Raw genomic sequence first — 18,389 nt, forward strand, 5'->3', positions numbered from 1 at the left:
GATAATAAATTGTGATATGCCGGATAAGACGCTTATGCATCGCTATCCGGCAGGAGGTCTTAATACGCGGAAGGTTTATTTGTAGAAATCAGGTTTTGAGGGTAATTCAACAATCTCGGTATTCCCTGTTTCCTGAGACTTCACGCAGGCATCAGCGGTAACCGCAGCCAGAAAACCATCCCATGACGTTGGGCCTGCCGGCGGCAATCCTGCGTTCAGGCGATCGAAGAAATCCTGGAACTCAACGTCGTAGGCATCAATAAAGCGCTGTTTCCAGTCAACCAGAATGTCAGTGCTATACTTCGCCGCTTTCCGTACCGCGGCGCTGGCGACGGTTGGCAGCTCCGCCATTCCTTTCTCGCCGGTAACATCGCAGTGAATGTCGTAGCCGTACTGGCAGTTCACAAACACTTCAACCACAATATTGATGCCGGAGGTAGTTTCCATTACTACCAGTTGCGGATCACGCAGAGTGGTCACCAGGCTGGACTGACGCGGGAAGTAAACCTTAACGGTTTTATAATCTTCGTTAAGCAGCCAGTGCATAACGTCAATTTCATGAATCAATGTTTCATAGATAGCCTGTGGCGTTTTGTATTCTGGCACCGTGCTGGCATTGTAATGACGTCCATGAACCATTAATGGCTGACCGATTTCGCCGCTGTCGATAATATTTTTCAGCTGAACGTAACCTTTGTCGTAGCGGCGCATAAAACCAATCTGCACCATACGCTTACCATTTTTCTGCTCTGCTTCAATCACACGCTGACAATCCGCAGCCGTCACCGCTAACGGTTTTTCGCAGAAAACATATTTGTTAGCATTTAGCGCGGCAACTGCCACATCGGCGTGCGCCTCATTTGATGCGGTAATGATGACCACTTCAACGTCTTTATCATTAATCAGATCGTGATAGTCATTATAGTCTTTGGCTTCAATCGCATACTTATCCAGCGCCGCCTGCGCCCTGCCCGCGACGATATCACATACAGCAACAACCTCAACACCTGACACGGTGTTGGCCAGACGTCTTAAGTGATCGGAGCCGATCATGCCGATACCCACAATACCTGCTTTTAAAGTCATTTTCTGTTTCCTTTTCAATCAAAGATAATTTTTCAGTAGCTCATCAATATGCTTTTTACCTTTTTGCGCATATTCCAATGGGTTATATTTCTTAGGATCCTGCTCGGCTTCAACAACAATCCAGCCAGAATATTGATGCTCGACCAGATAAGCTAATACGGATTTAAAATCAATATTTCCATCGCCGGGAACGGTAAACACTCCATCCAGGAAAGAATTGAGGAATGATTTCTTCGCGAGGCGACACGCTTTGAGTTTTTCATTACGCACATCTTTAAAGTGAACGTGTTTAATACGATCAAAATGTTTATGCAGTAACGGCATGACATCGCCATCTGAAACATACATATGCCCGGTATCAAACAGCAGATGTACAAATTGCGGATCGGTATTTTCCATTAGTCGATCCACTTCCAGCAGAGTCTGCACACCGGTGCCCATATGATGATGGAAAGCGAGCTTCAGCCCATGCTTGTTGGCAATTTTCCCAAGCGCATTAAGTCCTTCGCATAAAAGCTGCCATTCGTTGTCGCTGAAGCCAGGCTTCTCCGTATATACGCATTTATCGATAACACCTTGAATACTATAAGTTTGTTCTGAAACAACAGCGACATATGCATGTATTGCCTGCAAATAAGCACAATGCTGTTCAAAAGCATTCATCGCTGATTCAATACCATCGCGAATAATAAAGGAAGAAAACCACTGGCCTGGTATTTCCAGCCCGCGAAGCATTAACTCTTTATTTAACTCAGCAGGATCCTGCGGATAACAACCGCCAACTTCCGTCCCGGAAAAACCGGTAAGCGCGGCATCACTAAGTATTTGTTTATATGTATTTTCTTTACCAATTTCAGGAATATCATCATTGCGCCAACCAATAGGCGCAATCCCCAACTTAATGCTCTTTTTTACATTGTACATGTTGCTGGCTCCCACTTAATGAAACGCTTTTACTGCATACCGCGATGCAAGTTAACCTTTGATGGACAACATATTACTTTTTGTAGCCTGAAAAACTTTATCTATCCTGGTTGAAGAAGAGAGATAAATGCGTCAGATATCACAAAAAAATCATCACTCTTTAATGATATTGCCAGTCTTTTCGCACTATAGATAAACGCATAAGACATACCAACAAATAAAAATGGCCGCAGTATTGCGACCATTCCTATTACAATTAGATTTTAACAAACATTAATATTCAAACAATAAATAATTAGCCTTGCGATAATCCTTGCGATATTGACCAGGTGTTTTCCCCACTTTATTCTTAAAGTAATTCTGAAAATGACTAAGGTTGCTAAAGCCAACACGATAGGCAATAGAGGTGATCTTTTCGCGCCCACCTTCATCCGTGGTTAGTAACGATTGTGCCTCTCCCAGCCTACGTTTTATCAGGTAATCCATCGGTGAATAACCATAGCGGCGTTTAAATTCATGGGACACATAATAAGGGCTGACATTAAATTTCGTCGCCAGCGTATCCAGCCGAATTGGCTCATAGAAATTGCGATCAATATAGGTTTTTATTGAATCAAGTAAATTTTCATGGCGCTGTATGGCATCGTTACCTGTTCGCAATAATACATTTCCCTCAATGTATTTGAGTACTACCTGGGTCAATAACTGCGCCATTGTTGGGCCTTCTACCGCATGCTGGTTAATAACGGTAAACACGGAGCTCATCAGTTTCTCCACCGTTGCATAATGATGATACAGTGGAATAACCGGCACAATATCATCCGGTATTAGCGCATTCTCACGTAGACCCGGACACGAAATATTGTTAATTCCACAGCAAATAGTGCCAATTGGCCTCCCGCTTTCCAGATACTCATCATGTACCACCTGGCTGTTATAAATTACCAGGTCGCCTTTACGAACCGGGTAGATGCGATCGCCAATGAAATACTCCCCATCTCCTTCAGTGATAAGTATCAGTTCAACGGTCTGTGGGTGCATATGCATGAACCGGACAAACGGACCATTGCTCTCACTGACCTGACTAACATACGCCAACTGGGGCTGAGCCTTATTCTCTCGTTCTGAAGGACAGAAGCACAAGCGCATGATTTACCCTCCAACATCCGAAACTGTGGTGCCGCAACACCCCTGAAATTTGAATTTTTATACCACACCAAATGAAACAAAAATGCTATACAGATCATAATTTTTTCCAAACCATCCCCCAACAAAGCAGACCACCCTTGATGAAAAACTCATCAAAAACAATAAATATCAATAAATTAACCACAAATCATGTTTTTTGTTGCACATAATTCCAGATAAAAATCGACCATGATTTTTTCAAAAAAAGATTTCATAAAAATAAATTTGAAATTTTTAATCCTAAAATTTACATTGAATACGGTATGCGTTTTAGGCTGAAGCCTGTACCGCTCAGTCAGAACGTCGTCAACATCGGTTTAAGAGGATAAAAAAGAGATGGAAACAATCGGCAATTTTATTCATGGTAAAACGACACTGAGCAGCAGCGGCGAGACGCTACCGGTGACTAATCCGGCCACCGGTAAAGTAATTCGTCAGGTCACCCAGAGCACCCGAGAAGAGATGCTGGCAGCAATTCAAAGCGCACATGAGGCTTTTCCGGCATGGAGTAAAATGACTCCGCTACGCCGGGCGCGTATCCTTTTTGAATTCAAAGTATTACTGGAAAAACATCGGGACGAACTGGCGGCGCTGATCGTCAGCGAGCATGGCAAGGTCTGGTCAGATGCGCTTGGCGAGCTGACGCGCGGCATAGAGGTTGTCGAATTTGCCTGCGGGATCCCGCACCTCAGCAAAGGAGAGTACTCCTTTAACGTCGGCTCGGGCGTTGACAGCTTTTCATTAATGCAGCCGCTTGGGGTTGTGGCAGGCATCACACCGTTTAACTTCCCGGCAATGGTGCCTATGTGGATGTTCCCGGTTGCTCTGGCTTGCGGCAATACCTTCGTCCTGAAGCCGCCCGCGCTGGTGCCGTCCGCATCGTTACGTATGGCGCAGCTTCTGCAGGAGGCTGGCCTGCCGGACGGCGTGTTTAACGTTGTTCACTGTGGCAATGAAGCGGCTAGCCTGTTGACCAGCGACCCTCGCGTACAGGCAGTCAGCTTTGTCGGTTCCTCCGCTGTCGCGGAACATATCTATACCACTGCCAGCGCCCATGGCAAACGCGTACAGGCCTTCGGGGCCGCCAAAAATCACGCAATAGTCATGCCGGATGCAGACCTGGACGCCACCGTCAACGCCATTATGGGCGGAGCATTTGGCTCCGCGGGCGAACGCTGTATGGCGCTGCCGGTAGTGGTCGCGGTGGGCGATGAAACGGCGGACCGTCTGATCGAACGCCTGAAACCGCTGATTGCGGCGCTACGTATCGGCCCGGGAGAGCTGCGCGGCAAAGATGAAAATGAAATGGGCCCGGTTGTTTCACGTGCTCATCAACAGAAAGTGTTGGGTTACATCGACAAAGGGGTTAACGAGGGAGCCACTTTGGTCATGGATGGCCGCAACTATAGCGTGGCGGGATATCCTGAAGGCTTTTATGTCGGCGGCACGCTGTTTGATAACGTCACGCCTGAGATGACCATCTGGCGCGAAGAAATTTTTGGCCCGGTTCTCGGAATTGTGCGCGTCCCGGATTATGCCACCGCTATTAGCACAGTAAACTCCCATGAATTCGGCAACGGCAGCGTGATTTTCACCACCAACGGTCACTATGCGCGAGAATTCGCCCAGTCGGTTGAAGCCGGGATGGTCGGTATTAATATTCCAGTTCCGGTGCCGATGGCATTTCACTCTTTTGGCGGCTGGAAGCGTTCGGTGTTTGGTGCTTTGAACGTCCATGGGCCGGATGGCGTGCGCTTCTATACCCGGATGAAAACCGTTACCGCGCGCTGGCCGAACGGACAGCAGATCGTATCGGAGTTCAGTATGCCGACTCTCGGTTAATACGCTTTCAGGAAGGAGAAGATTATGGCCAACTTGCTGAGTACCTGTACGTCTGAGTCGGGGAATATCCAACACATTTCCCCTCAAAATGCAGGCTGGGAGTATGTCGGTTTTGATGTCTGGCAGTTGAAGGCTGGAGAGTCGATAACCCTGCCGTCCGATGAGCGCGAACGCTGCCTGGTGCTGGTTGCCGGGCTGGCCAGCGTTAAGGCCGCCGACAGTTTTTTCTATCGGATTGGCCAGCGCATGAGTCCATTTGAGCGCATTCCTGCTTATTCAGTTTACCTCCCGCATCATACGGAGGCGAAAGTGACAGCCGAAACCGACCTTGAGCTGGCCGTGTGCAGCGCGCCGGGATTCGGAGATCTTCCGGTACGTCTGATCTTGCCACAAGAGGTCGGAGTAGAGCATCGGGGAAAAGGGCGCAATCAGCGCCTGGTGCATAACATCCTTCCTGATAGCCAGCTCGCCGACAGCCTGCTAGTCGTTGAAGTGTACACCAATGAAGGTGATACCAGCTCCTGGCCCGCGCACAAGCACGATACAGCAGTTGAAGGTCAAGAGACCTATCTGGAAGAGACGTACTATCACCGTTTCAATCCACCTCAGGGATTCTGCTTACAGCGCGTCTACACCGACGATCGCAGCCTGGATGAATGTATGGCGGTCTATAACCGGGATGTAGTGAAAGTACCTAAGGGCTACCACCCGGTTGCCACCATCGCGGGTTACGATAACTACTATCTGAACGTGATGGCCGGACCGTTACGAAAATGGCGTTTCACCTGGGAAGAGAACCACGCGTGGATTAACTCACCAGACTACCCTCGATAACACTTCGTTGAGTAGTATTTTGCCAGCCGTCCTCTGCGGCTGGCTTTTTTATTCAACTCTGCGCAGTACGAGCTTATAAGATCGATCTCCGCCTTCACTCAAATTATTTCCCTGTTTTGTATATAGCTTATTACGACACGGCTCCCACAAGGAATGCGCCGTGACTTTCTGTTAAATAATAATGAGGCCGAAGGGGACTTACCCTGTTTGCCGATATTATTATGGAGCAAGTATTTACGTAGAGGTGATCAATACAGTGGAGGTTTCAACAGGGTATATCCTGTGGGCACTCGCTGAAGGGATTTAAGGTTGTGTAACCAGCGGAGAATATCTCCGGATATTCTCCGCTAATATCAGAGGTGTATCAGGCTATTACATCGCGACGTTTCCCCTGAATCTCACGCAGCTTGTTCTCGGCCAGCCGTTCAATTTCCGTTAGCGGTACCCCTTTTGTTTCCGGTACATAGCGAGAAATAAAGACATAGCAGACCAAATTAAAGACGACAAAGATCCACATCGAGAAAGCGCCACCGAAGGTCTCCTGCAGCCAGGCGTTATCATTTATGACCGGGAACAACAGTGAGATGAGGAAGTTGGCTATCCACATCAGGCTCACCGCCAACCCCATCCCAAAACCTTTAATCTTTTCAGGGAAAACCTCAGAAATCAGTACCCATGCGCCAACGCTCCAGCTGACGGCAAACAGCAGCATAAAAAACAGGATGCCAAAGATGGTAATGTAACCTGTATCATGGGTGTACAAACCGTATGACGCGATCAACAGCCCGACAATTGAGCCGATGGTACCAATTTTCATAATCGGAATACGACCATAGCGGTCGAACAGAATCATGCCGATAAAACTGCCCACCACATTACATACCGCGATAAAAATGGTCTGGAACATAACCACTTCGGTACTGCTGTTCTGCAACACCAGCGGCGCGTAATAGTTCATTACGTTAACGCCTGTGAACTGTTGCAAAACGGCGATACAGCATCCAACCAACAGAATATAGCGGAGCACCGCTGAGCTTTTCAGGCTGGTGCGTTCTCCCCCAGCAACGTTGTCCTGTGGGCGTACGCTTTCTTTCATGCCGTCAAAAATAGCAGCCACATCTGTGGCCGTTAATCCACTATAGACCCGAGTAAGCACCTTTATCGAACGGGCTTCGCCGCGGTTGTTACGGGCGCACCACGCCGGTGATTCAGGTAGGAAAAGCGTAATCGCTAACATCGCAATTGATGGCACTACTTGTGCAAAAAGCATAGTCTTCCAGCCTTGGGAAACCAGCACATCAGCAGGCATTCCTTTTGCTATCAGATAGTTGACTATAAAAACGATAACCTGGCCAGACACCACGGAGATATTGTAAATGCCCAGCGCTTTGCCGCGAATTTCAGCAGGCGCCAGTTCAGACATATACATGGTGGATGCCGTTCCGGCCATCCCAACAGCAAAACCACACACAATGCGGGAAAGAGAGAAGATCATAAACGATTCGCTCATCGCCGCCCCTAAGGAAGAAGCGATAAAAATGATCGCAATGATCAGAAGCGCAGGTTTACGCCCCAGTTTATCGGCAATTTTCCCCCCCACCAGCGCGCCGATGATACAACCAATCACGATACTGGAAACGGCCCATCCGGTCTCGGTTGGCGTCAGTTGGTAATACTGCTGTAAAGGCAATACCACCCCGGTAATCACCGCCGTTGAATAACCAAACATCAATCCAGCCAGCGCCGCAATACAACACAGGGCGTACACATAGGCCGAATTGTACTTACTTCTCTGAGACATAACCCCTCCCTTGCCTGTTGAGGAAACAACACACCAATGAAATTTTTCATTTTATTTTTGCATTTATTAGAAGAAAAATTCCATGCAAAGGATCACGAAATAGAGATATTCCAGGAAAGAGCAAAAAGTACAACCTCTGACAAGTTAAACAGAGGCACTGTCAACACACCAATAAAACATAGGAATTTCATAAAGATAAATAAAGTCATTGCGCAAAATACGGCATCTTAACGATGAAAAATGCCAGGATTATGAAATTCGAAATGTGATAACCATAACAAAACATAAGTTTCATTATTGATCGATTTGAAATTAAAACATAGTTTGTGAAACGAGAGTTCTCAATAGCTATAAGATCGTCGGCAGCGCTACGGCGATGACCGACATAAGATGAATTTGTCTATTTGCTCACTGAATTCAAACAGATAGATGAAGTTTATTCTGGAGATAATCTACCTATGTCCACATCAGATAGTTGTTATAATACGGGTTACATATTACGCATCTGCGCGATCGCCGCACTGGGCGGAATATTATTTGGCTACGATACTGCTGTTATTTCAGGTGCGATTGGTTCACTTACCAGCTACTTTCATCTATCTCCTGCTGAGACCGGCTGGGCAGTTTCCTGCGTTGTGGTGGGGTGCGTTATTGGCTCGTTTAGCGCCGGATATTTATCCAAACGTTTTGGACGCAAGAAATCATTGATGATTTCAGCACTGTTATTCACGATTTCCGCAGTGGGTACCTCCCTCTCCTACACGTTCACCCATTTTGTGATTTATCGCATTATCGGTGGCCTGGCAGTCGGTCTGGCGGCAACAGTATCACCGATGTATATGTCTGAAGTCTCACCTAAAAACATGCGCGGAAGAGCATTAAGTATGCAGCAGTTCGCTATCGTTTTTGGTCAGATTCTGATCTTCTACGTTAACTACAAAATAGCGTCGATTGCAGCGGATACCTGGCTTATTGAGCTTGGCTGGCGCTATATGTTTGCTGCAGGTATTATTCCCTGCATTTTGTTCTGTATTTTAGTCTTTTTAATCCCGGAATCTCCCCGCTGGATGATGATGATTGGTCGCGAGGAGGAGACGCTAAAAATCCTGACCAAAATATCCAACGAAGAGCATGCCAGACATCTTCTTGCCGATATAAAAACCTCACTGCAAAATGACCAACTAAACGCACATCAAAAACTCAATTACCGCGACGGGAACGTGCGTTTCATCCTGATTCTGGGTTGCATGATCGCTATGCTGCAACAAGTGACCGGGGTTAACGTCATGATGTATTACGCACCAATCGTCCTTAAGGATGTGACCGGTAGCGCCCAGGAAGCCCTGTTCCAGACAATCTGGATCGGCGTAATTCAGCTTATCGGCTCCATTATTGGCGCAATGATTATGGATAAGATGGGTCGTTTGTCACTGATGCGGAAAGGCACTATCGGCAGCATCATCGGCTTGTTGCTCACATCATGGGCGCTGTACAGCCAGGCAACCGGTTATTTCGCGCTATTTGGTATGCTGTTCTTTATGATTTTCTACGCGCTTTCCTGGGGCGTGGGCGCATGGGTGCTTATTTCTGAAATATTCCCTAACCGGATGAGGTCACAGGGAATGAGTATTTCGGTCGGATTTATGTGGATGGCAAACTTTATAGTTTCACAATGCTTCCCGATGATTAATGAAAACCCGTATTTACTTTCTCATTTCCACGGCGCATTTCCGATGTGGATATTCGCTATCTGCTGCGTCTTCAGTTACTTTTTTATCTGCCGTTACCTGCCGGAAACAAAAGGTATTTCGCTGGAGAAAATGGAGAGCGTCGTGTTAGCAAAACGCAGAAAAAAACTGCCGCCAATTCAAGCCGAACGTTATTCTGATTAAGTCTCACCACAATGCCGATGATCGCTAAATACGATCATCGGCTTGTTTTTTTTACTCCGTCGCCAGCGCCAGTGAAACAGCTAACGTCTGCGCCAGACACATGGACGCAACCTGAGACCGGAAACCATCGACCTGCGCTTCACGTACCACAAAACAGACTTCACTGAACGCTGCCAGCGGGCTGACCTGACTATCAGTTATCGCAATATGGTGCGCACCCCGTTTCGCGCCAAGCTCGACCAATTCCACCACTTCCTGCGCGTAAGGCGAGTAGCTGATAGCAATAACAACATCATCAGGGCTGACCATACTCAGCTGTTCAGAGAACATTCCGCCAATACCGTCAATTAAAAATGCCCGTCTCTCGAGATGGCGCAATGCGTAAGTTAAATAACTGGCCACGCTAAACGAACGACGTAATCCAATCACATATATATTTTCGGCTTTCGCGAGCAGATTTACCGCAGCATCCAACTGCTCATTTTTAATCTGCACCGGTAATTGTTGTAATACCTGTGCATTCACCATTGAAAATAGCTTCAGAATTTCACCCGGCTTTTCCGGGGTAGGTTCCCCTTCATCCGCATTTTTCTGTCTGAACAGGCGCGCCCGCTCGGTATAGCTTACAGTTTCCTCCATCAGGTGTTGGCGAAATACCTGTTTCATTTCATTAAATCCGCTAAAACCAAACGCATTAGCAAAACGAATCAGCGTCGAAGGGGGGACATCCGCATGCTGCGCAATGGAAGCGACCGTGTCAAAAGCAACGCTATTACTGTTATCCAGAATATACTGAGCAACTTGTTTAAGACGTTTGCTAAGGCTGTCATAGCGACTGCGGATATCATCCTGCAGTAAGGAAAGTTGAGTTTGATGTTTAGACATGCATAATACTCTAATAGAACGAAAATTTCGTAAATAACGATATTAGCACAAATGAACTGACCATACAGTTAACAACATTCAAATTGCGCTGTGGTTATCTTCAGTACAGAATTTGCAGGCGGGCTGGGTTCTGAGCAATCTGAATCTGAACGCATAAATGCAACAGAATCAGCATTGTTATGACTGGACGATGCCCGCAGCCAGGCGGCATCGCAAACGTTGAAAGGCAGAAGATGTCGTTTATAAATCACGAAATCTTCATCTGTTATTGCGAACTGGCTCTTTTCGTCCCGCTTACGGCAACTGGCGGAACACTCTTAGTGTATTACACTGATTACCTTAAGGATATCCGTCTACTCTTTTTCAATACTGAGCGGCAAATGATCTTTTTCAGTAGGGCTTTAACGTCCCACGGCGAGCGGAGCGCGCTTCCAATGGCAAGTTGCCCAATATAAAACTGCCAGCCACAAAGTTGGCTGGCTACATAGTAATTTAATACGCGGTTAAGTCCTGAGCTTTCTTCGCCAGGCCATCCAGCAGTTTCTGATGAATGCCGCCAAACCCGCCGTTGCTCATCACCAGGATGTGATCGCCAGGCTGTGCGGTTTTCACCACCATATCTGCCAGCGCATCCACATCGCCGCTCCAGTGCGCAGGCTGTACGCAGGCTTCAGCGACTTCCGCCACTTGCCACGGAATATGCGGTGGTTGCAGCAGGAACACTTCATCCGCGCGTCCTAACGACGGCGCCAGATCGTCTTTGCTCAGGCCCATTTTCATGGTGTTCGACCGAGGTTCCAGTACCGCGATAATGCGCGCGGTGCCGCCCACTTTACCGCGCAGTGCGGCAAGCGTTGCCAGAATCGCCGTCGGGTGGTGAGCAAAATCGTCATACACCGTCACGCCGTTTGCTTCGCCGCGCAGTTCAAGACGACGACGGGCGTTGATGAACGAGCCCAGCGCATTCGCCGCGTCGGCAGGCGCTACGCCAACATGACGGGCAGCCGCAATCGCCATCAGACCGTTGTGCATATTATGTTCGCCGACCAGGCCCCACTTCACCTCGCCCACTTTTTCACCGTCCAGCCACACTTCCCAAACGGATGCATCGGTGGTCAGCTTTTTCGCCTGCCAGTGACCCTGTTCACCCACCAGCTCTTGTTCGCTCCAGCAGCCCATCGCCATCGTCTGTTTCAGATTGATGTCGTTTTCCGGGTAGATGATGCGTCCCTGGCCCGGCACGATACGCACCAGGTGATGGAACTGTTTCTGAATAGCTTTCAGATCGTCAAAGATGTCCGCGTGATCGAACTCAAGGTTATTGAGGATCAGCGTACGCGGGCAGTAATGCACGAATTTAGAACGCTTATCGAAGAAGGCGCAATCGTACTCATCCGCCTCAATCACGAAGAAGTCGCTTTCGCCCAGACGCGCAGAAACCTCAAAGTTGCCCGGAACGCCGCCGATCACAAAGCCAGGCTTATAGCCGCAGGCTTCAAGGATCCAGGTCGCCATTCCGGCAGTGGTGGTTTTACCGTGCGTACCCGCAACCGCCAGTACCCAGCGATCGCGCAGCACAAAGTCATGCAGCCATTGCGGGCCGGACATGTATGGAATGTTCTTCTCAAGCACCGCTTCCACACAGGGATTACCACGGGTCATGGCGTTGCCGATGATCACCAGGTCCGGCTGCGGGTCGAGCTGGCTGGCATCGTAACCCTGAATTAAATCAATGCCTTGCTTCTCAAGTAAGGTACTCATCGGCGGATACACATTGGCGTCCGAACCGGTTACTTCATGACCAAGCGAGCGCGCCAGCATCGCCAGACCGCCCATGAAAGTGCCACAAATTCCCAAAATATGAATGCGCATACGTCACTATCCTTTTTTAATCTGGGGGCCATTTTACGCACATGTCCGGCAAGTGAGAAACGCATTTCAGGATATTCCGTAGTTTGCTGGCGCGATTCACCTAAGCGCAACAATGGAAATATTTGTTAATATTGTTGCGGTCGCTTTACTCCACATAAATTGCAGGGAAAGTGTTATGAAAACGTTAGGTGAATTTATTGTCGAAAAGCAGCACGAGTTTTCTCATGCTACCGGTGAACTCACTGCTTTGTTGTCGGCAATAAAGCTGGGCGCCAAGATCATCCACCGCGATATCAACAAGGCCGGTCTGGTCGATATCCTGGGTGCCAGCGGTGCTGAGAACGTGCAGGGAGAGGTTCAGCAGAAACTCGATCTGTTCGCGAACGAAAAACTGAAAGCTGCACTGAAGGCGCGCGACATTGTGGCGGGCATTGCCTCGGAAGAAGAGGATGAAATCGTCGTCTTCGAAGGCTGCGAACACGCAAAATATGTTGTGCTAATGGATCCGCTGGATGGCTCATCCAACATCGATGTTAACGTCTCTGTCGGTACGATTTTCTCTATTTACCGCCGCGTAACCCCAGTCGGCACACCGGTTACGGAAGAGGATTTCCTGCAGCCGGGCAACAAGCAGGTTGCTGCGGGCTACGTGGTTTATGGTTCTTCCACCATGCTGGTATATACCACCGGCTGTGGCGTACACGCCTTTACCTACGATCCTTCTCTGGGCGTATTCTGCCTCAGCCAGGAACGTATGCGCTTCCCGGTAAAAGGCAGCACGTACTCCATTAACGAAGGCAACTACATCAAATTCCCGAATGGCGTGAAGAAGTACATTAAATTCTGTCAGGAAGAAGATAAGTCAACCCAGCGCCCGTACACCTCGCGCTACATTGGCTCTCTGGTTGCGGATTTCCATCGCAATCTGCTGAAGGGCGGGATCTACCTGTACCCAAGCACCGCCAGCCACCCGCAAGGGAAACTGCGTCTGCTGTACGAATGCAACCCGATGGCCTTCCTGGCCGAGCAGGCGGGCGGCAAAGCCAGCGATGGTAAAGAACGTATTCTGGATATCATTCCGGAAAGCCTGCACCAGCGCCGTTCCTTCTTCGTGGGCAATGACCATATGGTTGAAGATGTAGAACGCTTTATCCGCGAGTTCCCGGACGCGTAAACGCCCTATCCCGGCCTACAACGTACAGTAGGCCGGATAAGCGAAGCGCCATCCGGCATGATGCAGTGACATTGCCTGATGGCGACTGCGCATTATCAGGCCTACGTTCGGTTACGTTGTCTGTAGCTTAAACGCCGCCATCGCCTCCAGCAGCACATGTGACTGCTCTTCCAACGAGCGGGTAGCCGCTGAAGACTGCTGTACCAGTGCCGCATTTTGCTGCGCCGTTTCATCCATCTGAATCACCGCGATATTCACCTGCTCTATGCCGCGACTCTGCTCCTGGGACGCGCTGGCGATTTCACGCATCAGCTTAGTCATGCGCATCACCTCAGTGGCAATCTCATCCATGGTTTCGCCCGCCTGTTGCGCCAGCTCGCTACCTTCACCGACGTGAGTGTGCGAATCGCTGATTAACGCGCGGATCTCTTTTGCCGCTTCGGCGCTGCGGCTGGCCAGATTACGTACTTCACCTGCGACAACCGCAAAACCCCGTCCTTGCTCACCGGCCCGCGCCGCTTCAACGGAGGCATTGAGCGCCAGAATATTGGTCTGGAATGCGATGCCGTCAATCACGCTAAGGATATCGGCAATACGACTGGAACTGCCGGCAATATCGCGCATTTTCTCGATCACATAGCACACCATCTCGCTGCCGCGATCGGCGGTATCCGATACCGATTTTGCCAACTGGTGCGCCTGTTCGGCGTTGTCCGCATTCTGTTTCACGGTCGCCGTTAACTCTTCCATGCTGGCAGCGGTCTGTTCCAGCGACGTGGCTGTCGATTCAGTACGCTGCGCCAGATGCTGGTTTCCGGCCGTCAGTTCACGGCTACCGATATCAATTTGCGAGCTGGCGTCACGCACGCGTTGCACCGAGTCGCCCAGCGCATGGCGCATTTCATCCATTGCCGCGTTGAGACGGTTGAATTCAGCGCTGGCCGACAGCGCGCTAACTGGCGACAAATCGCCTGTCGCCAGACGTTCCAGCTGTTCAACAATGTTATCCAGCGGTTTGAGAAACTTATTTCGCAGCATAAACCAAATAACCGCCAGCAAGGCGATGGCCGCCAGCATTGCTGCACTCATAATACCGTGATAAATCAATGAAGTAATAATGCGGGTAGAGGCGTATAGCCCCATTCCGCCGGTCAGCAACAGCAGAAACGCCAGCAGAGACAATAACACCAACAAACTTGATCGAATTGAAAGGGATTTTGGCATTGTTATATTTCCGGTTGTAGGGTTAAAACAGACCTGTACAGAACCTATCGACTACAACCGGAAAAAGTTTAGGTATTTAAATGTCTCTTGAAAAATCAGGACGTTACTTTGGTGTCGCCGCCGTGCTTACGCGGCTGACCGGCGAGCTTTGACGATTTTCCCAAAGCACCGTGAGACCGCGTTGTAAGGCAATAAAAATAAACAATAAAATGCCAATCGCGATCTTGGTCCACCAGGAACTTAATGTGCCGTCAAAATTAATGTAGGTCTGGATCAGGCCCTGAATAGCCACGCCAAACAAGGTGCCTAAAACCGTACCCACTCCGCCGCTCAACAGCGTACCGCCAATCACGACTGAGGCAATCGCGTCCAGCTCGACACCGACGCCCGCCAGCGCATAACCGGCCTGGGTGTAAATTGAAAAAACAATGCCGGCAAGCGTGGCCAGGCCGGTAGACAACATATAAATACGGATGGTGGTGCTGCGGGTGGAGATCCCCATCAGGTTAGCAGAGGTGGCGTTGCCGCCAATCGCATATACCTGATTGCCAAACCGTGTACGGTGCGCCAGGAAGATGCCAATCACCACCACCGCCAGCATCAGCAAACCCATCGCACTCAGACGACCGCCGCCGGGAATTTTCCATGCCAGACTGGAGAGCGTGTCATAAACCGGATGGTTAATCGGGATCGACTCTTCAGAAACCAGATAGCTAACGCCGCGCAAAAAGAACATTCCCGCCAGGGTAATGATAAACGCCGGGATCTTCAGCGCATCAATCAGTAATCCCATAAACGCGCCAAACGCACAGCCCATCAGCAGAATCAGGGGGAAGGCCAGTAACGGAGAAATCCCCCAGTAGCCAATCGCCTTTGCCAGAAATACGCCGGTAAAGGCAATCACCGAGCCAACGGAAAGGTCGATCCCACCAGAGAGAATCACGAAGGTCATGCCGACGGCGATAATCCCTAAAAAAGCGTTATCGGTCAGGATATTGCAAATCACCCGGGTGGAAGCAAAAGCTGGAAATTGCGTCAAGCAGTAGAGGTAGCCCAGCACAAACACGCCGAGGGTGATCATCAGCGGTAAATTACGTTTTATCATGACCACGCACTCCTTTTATCAGGCTGATAAAGCGTTGTGACTGCACAACCAGCACACACAACACCACGACGGCTTTGACCACCTGATTCAGTTCCGGCTGGAAGCCCGACAGTAAAATCCCGGTGTTCATCCCCTGAATAATTAACGCGCCTATCACCGACAGCAGCAGGTTAAAGCGCCCGCCCATCAGCGAACCGCCGCCAATGACCACCGCCAGAATAGCGTCCAGCTCCAGCCATAATCCGGCGTTATTCGCATCCGCGCCGCGAATATCCGCGGTAACAATGATCCCGGCGATAGCGGCACACAGGCCGCTCAAGACATAGGTAAGCATCACAATAATGCGGGTGTTGACCCCGGCGTTTTTCGCCGCGCGAATGTTGATACCCACCGCTTCAATAAACATGCCCAGCGCCGTTTTCCGCGTCAGCAGCCAGAACACCACCAGCGTCAGTAGCGCAATAATCACCGGCGTGGGGAACAGTAACAGTGAGCCGCTGCCAAGCCAGGAAAGCTCAGGCGAGTTGAAGGTGACGATCTGCCCGGAGGTGATCAACTGCGCGACGCCGCGCCCGGCAACCATCAGGATCAGCGTGGCGACGAACGGTTGGATCTTGAGGATGGCCACCAGAACTCCGTTCCACAATCCCGCCAGAATGCCGGAGCCTAAGGCGGCAAGCAGCACTACCGGCAGGCTGTGCCCGGCCACCGTCATCGCCGCGGTCGTCGCCCCGGCAATGGCCATCACAGCGCCAACGGAAAGATCAATGCCGCCAGTGGCAATCACCAGCGTCATACCAATCGCCAACAGCGCCACGGGTGCGGCGCGGTTGAGAATATCAATCGGGCTACCGAACAGCCGACCATCCTGCAAAATCACCTGATAGAAGTGCGGCGCGACCAGACTGTCCACCAGCAGCACCAGCAGTAGCGCCACCAGCTGTGGCATTCCCTTGGGCCAATGAAACCGTCGTTCAGGCGGATTGGATTGAGGGAGAGATTGAGGCATCACCATAGTCTCCTTAGGCCGCAATGGCGTTCATGATCGCCGGGACGGACAATTCAGCCAGTGGGATCTCGGCCACCTGTTTGCGATCGCGCATAATAATGACCCGATCGGCATAACCCACCAGTTCTTCCAGTTCCGATGAGATAACCAGCAGGGCCAAACCATCGGCACACAGCGTTTCGATCAGGCGGATGATCTCGGCATGCGCGCCGACGTCGATCCCGCGCGTGGGTTCATCGAGGATCAGAAACTGCGGTTTGGTCAGTAACCAGCGCGACAGCAAGACTTTTTGCTGATTGCCGCCGGAGAGAAATTCGATCGGCTGTTCGGCGTTAGGGGTGCGAATACCAAGCTGGCGAATAAAGCGCTCGGCAATCTCGTTTTGTTCTTTGCGGGGAATGGGGCGCAACCAACCGCGCTGCGCCTGCAACGCCAGAATGATATTTTCCCGCACCGAGGCGGCGGCAATAATGCCATCCGTTTTCCGATCCTCCGGGCAAAAACCGATCCCCAGGCACGAAGCCTGATGCGGCGATCGCAAGGTCTGCGGTTTACCTTTGATCAGTGCGCTGCCGCTGTCGGCGGGTTTGATGCCGAAGATCACCTCCGCCGTTTCCGTTCGCCCGGATCCCAGTAGTCCGGCGAGACCGACGATCTCACCGGGACGCACCTGCAGATCGAACGGGGCGATAGTGCCTTTCTTACCAAAATCACTAAACGCCGCCACCGGTTTATCGCTCAGCAACGTGCGGCCCGCACGCTGTAACGCGTGGGTATCCAGTTCGCGGCCCAGCATCATTTTGACCAGTTCGATCTGCGGCAGCGCATGGGTTTCACGGCAGCCCACAAAGCCGCCGTTACGCAGGACGGTGATGCGATCGCTGACCTGATAAACCTGATCGAGGAAGTGGGTGACGAAGATCAGACTGACGCCGCGATCGCGCAGATGCCGCATCAGGCCGAACAGCATTTCAACTTCCTGGGTATCGAGGCTGGCGGTAGGTTCATCGAGGATCAGTACCTTCGCAGAGAGATCGATCGCCCGACAAATGGCGACGATCTGCTGCATTGCCACGGAAAAGCGGTTCAGCGGCTCGCGCACATCAAGGGAAAAACCGTACGACGCCATCAGTTCCGTCGCGCGCTTTTCCATCTGTTTGCGCTGCAACAGGCCAAAGCGCCGCGGTTCGCGGCCAATAAACAAGTTATCCGCTACCGACATATTGGGCAGCAGGTTCACTTCCTGGTACACGGTGCCGATTCCCAGTTGCTGGGCATGGGCGGTATTTTTGGGGGAGACAGGCTGGCCTTCGAGCCAGATCGTGCCGCGATCGGCATGATATACACCGGTCAATGCTTTGATCAGCGTCGATTTCCCCGCCCCGTTTTCGCCGAGCAATGCCATGATCTCGCCGCGTCGCAGGCTGAAATCCACGTTATCCAGCGCTTTGACGCCGGGAAAGAATTTACTTAAGCCCTCTGTACGGAGGATTTCCTGGTGTTGGTCGGTGGTCATGGCATTCCTCCGTTACGAAATCACGGCGTTTCGTAGG

The 18,389-nt window shown here is 50.4% G+C and carries 14 protein-coding genes; 4 read left to right on the plus strand and 10 right to left on the minus strand.

The genetic code is table 11. From position 1 onward, the window contains the following. Nucleotides 1–75 precede the first annotated feature (75 nt). From iolG1 to reiD, 3 genes are all read right to left on the minus strand, one after another. Nucleotides 76–1,086, minus strand: a complete 1,011-nt coding sequence (iolG1, locus tag AC534G_RS22360) for an inositol 2-dehydrogenase IolG1 (protein WP_110496159.1) — start codon at nucleotides 1,084–1,086, stop codon at nucleotides 76–78. A gap of 18 nt (nucleotides 1,087–1,104) precedes the next feature. Next, nucleotides 1,105–2,025, minus strand: coding sequence for a myo-inosose-2 dehydratase (iolE, locus tag AC534G_RS22365; RefSeq protein WP_110496160.1), 921 nt, complete (start codon nucleotides 2,023–2,025; stop codon nucleotides 1,105–1,107). Nucleotides 2,026–2,283: 258 nt separating this feature from the next. After that, nucleotides 2,284–3,108, minus strand: coding sequence for a myo-inositol utilization transcriptional regulator ReiD (reiD, locus tag AC534G_RS22370; RefSeq protein ID WP_110498765.1), 825 nt, complete (start codon nucleotides 3,106–3,108; stop codon nucleotides 2,284–2,286). Nucleotides 3,109–3,534: 426 nt separating this feature from the next. Here reiD and iolA point away from each other — a divergent pair, with 426 nt between their 5' ends. Both iolA and iolB read left to right on the plus strand, forming a co-directional pair. After that, nucleotides 3,535–5,040 (plus strand): malonate-semialdehyde dehydrogenase IolA, encoded by a 1,506-nt coding sequence (gene iolA, locus AC534G_RS22375; protein ID WP_110496161.1) that lies wholly within the window; start codon nucleotides 3,535–3,537, stop codon nucleotides 5,038–5,040. A 24-nt stretch (nucleotides 5,041–5,064) separates the two neighbouring features. Beyond that, entirely contained in the window at nucleotides 5,065–5,874 is an 810-nt protein-coding gene (gene iolB / locus AC534G_RS22380) for a 5-deoxy-glucuronate isomerase (RefSeq protein ID WP_085048445.1), read from the plus strand. A 364-nt stretch (nucleotides 5,875–6,238) separates the two neighbouring features. On the opposite strand, the gene iolT2 is transcribed toward iolB, so the two are convergent. Beyond that, nucleotides 6,239–7,675: a myo-inositol import MFS transporter IolT2 gene (gene iolT2, locus AC534G_RS22385; protein WP_110496162.1), complete on the minus strand. Its 1,437-nt coding sequence runs from the start codon at nucleotides 7,673–7,675 to the stop codon at nucleotides 6,239–6,241. A gap of 458 nt (nucleotides 7,676–8,133) precedes the next feature. Here iolT2 and iolT1 point away from each other — a divergent pair, with 458 nt between their 5' ends. After that, entirely contained in the window at nucleotides 8,134–9,567 is a 1,434-nt protein-coding gene (iolT1, locus tag AC534G_RS22390) for a myo-inositol import MFS transporter IolT1 (RefSeq protein WP_110496164.1), read from the plus strand. A 51-nt stretch (nucleotides 9,568–9,618) separates the two neighbouring features. On the opposite strand, the gene iolR is transcribed toward iolT1, so the two are convergent. Further along, nucleotides 9,619–10,452 carry a myo-inositol utilization transcriptional regulator IolR gene (gene iolR, locus AC534G_RS22395; protein WP_085048449.1) on the minus strand — a complete coding sequence of 278 codons (834 nt, stop codon included), beginning with the start codon at nucleotides 10,450–10,452 and terminating at the stop codon, nucleotides 9,619–9,621. Nucleotides 10,453–10,944: 492 nt separating this feature from the next. Next, nucleotides 10,945–12,324, minus strand: a complete 1,380-nt coding sequence (mpl, locus tag AC534G_RS22400) for a UDP-N-acetylmuramate:L-alanyl-gamma-D-glutamyl-meso-diaminopimelate ligase (RefSeq protein WP_085048450.1) — start codon at nucleotides 12,322–12,324, stop codon at nucleotides 10,945–10,947. Nucleotides 12,325–12,499: 175 nt separating this feature from the next. On the opposite strand from mpl, the gene fbp reads away from it, so the two are divergent. Further along, complete coding sequence (gene fbp, locus AC534G_RS22405; protein WP_032940279.1) at nucleotides 12,500–13,498, plus strand: class 1 fructose-bisphosphatase; 999 nt, start codon at nucleotides 12,500–12,502, stop codon at nucleotides 13,496–13,498. A 111-nt stretch (nucleotides 13,499–13,609) separates the two neighbouring features. On the opposite strand, the gene AC534G_RS22410 is transcribed toward fbp, so the two are convergent. From AC534G_RS22410 to ytfR, 4 genes are all read right to left on the minus strand, one after another. Continuing rightward, nucleotides 13,610–14,722: a methyl-accepting chemotaxis protein gene (locus AC534G_RS22410; RefSeq protein ID WP_110496165.1), complete on the minus strand. Its 1,113-nt coding sequence runs from the start codon at nucleotides 14,720–14,722 to the stop codon at nucleotides 13,610–13,612. Between the two features lie 103 nt (nucleotides 14,723–14,825). Next, complete coding sequence (gene yjfF, locus AC534G_RS22415) at nucleotides 14,826–15,827, minus strand: galactofuranose ABC transporter, permease protein YjfF (RefSeq protein ID WP_085048453.1); 1,002 nt, start codon at nucleotides 15,825–15,827, stop codon at nucleotides 14,826–14,828. Next, entirely contained in the window at nucleotides 15,814–16,836 is a 1,023-nt protein-coding gene (gene ytfT, locus AC534G_RS22420; RefSeq protein WP_038642975.1) for a galactofuranose ABC transporter, ATP-binding protein YtfT, read from the minus strand. Before ytfT ends, yjfF begins: the two co-directional genes overlap by 14 nt. 13 nt (nucleotides 16,837–16,849) lie before the next feature. Further along, entirely contained in the window at nucleotides 16,850–18,352 is a 1,503-nt protein-coding gene (ytfR, locus tag AC534G_RS22425; protein ID WP_038636628.1) for a galactofuranose ABC transporter, ATP-binding protein YtfR, read from the minus strand. Nucleotides 18,353–18,389 lie beyond the last annotated feature (37 nt).

Source organism: Citrobacter sp. CRE-46 (genome assembly GCF_059615875.1).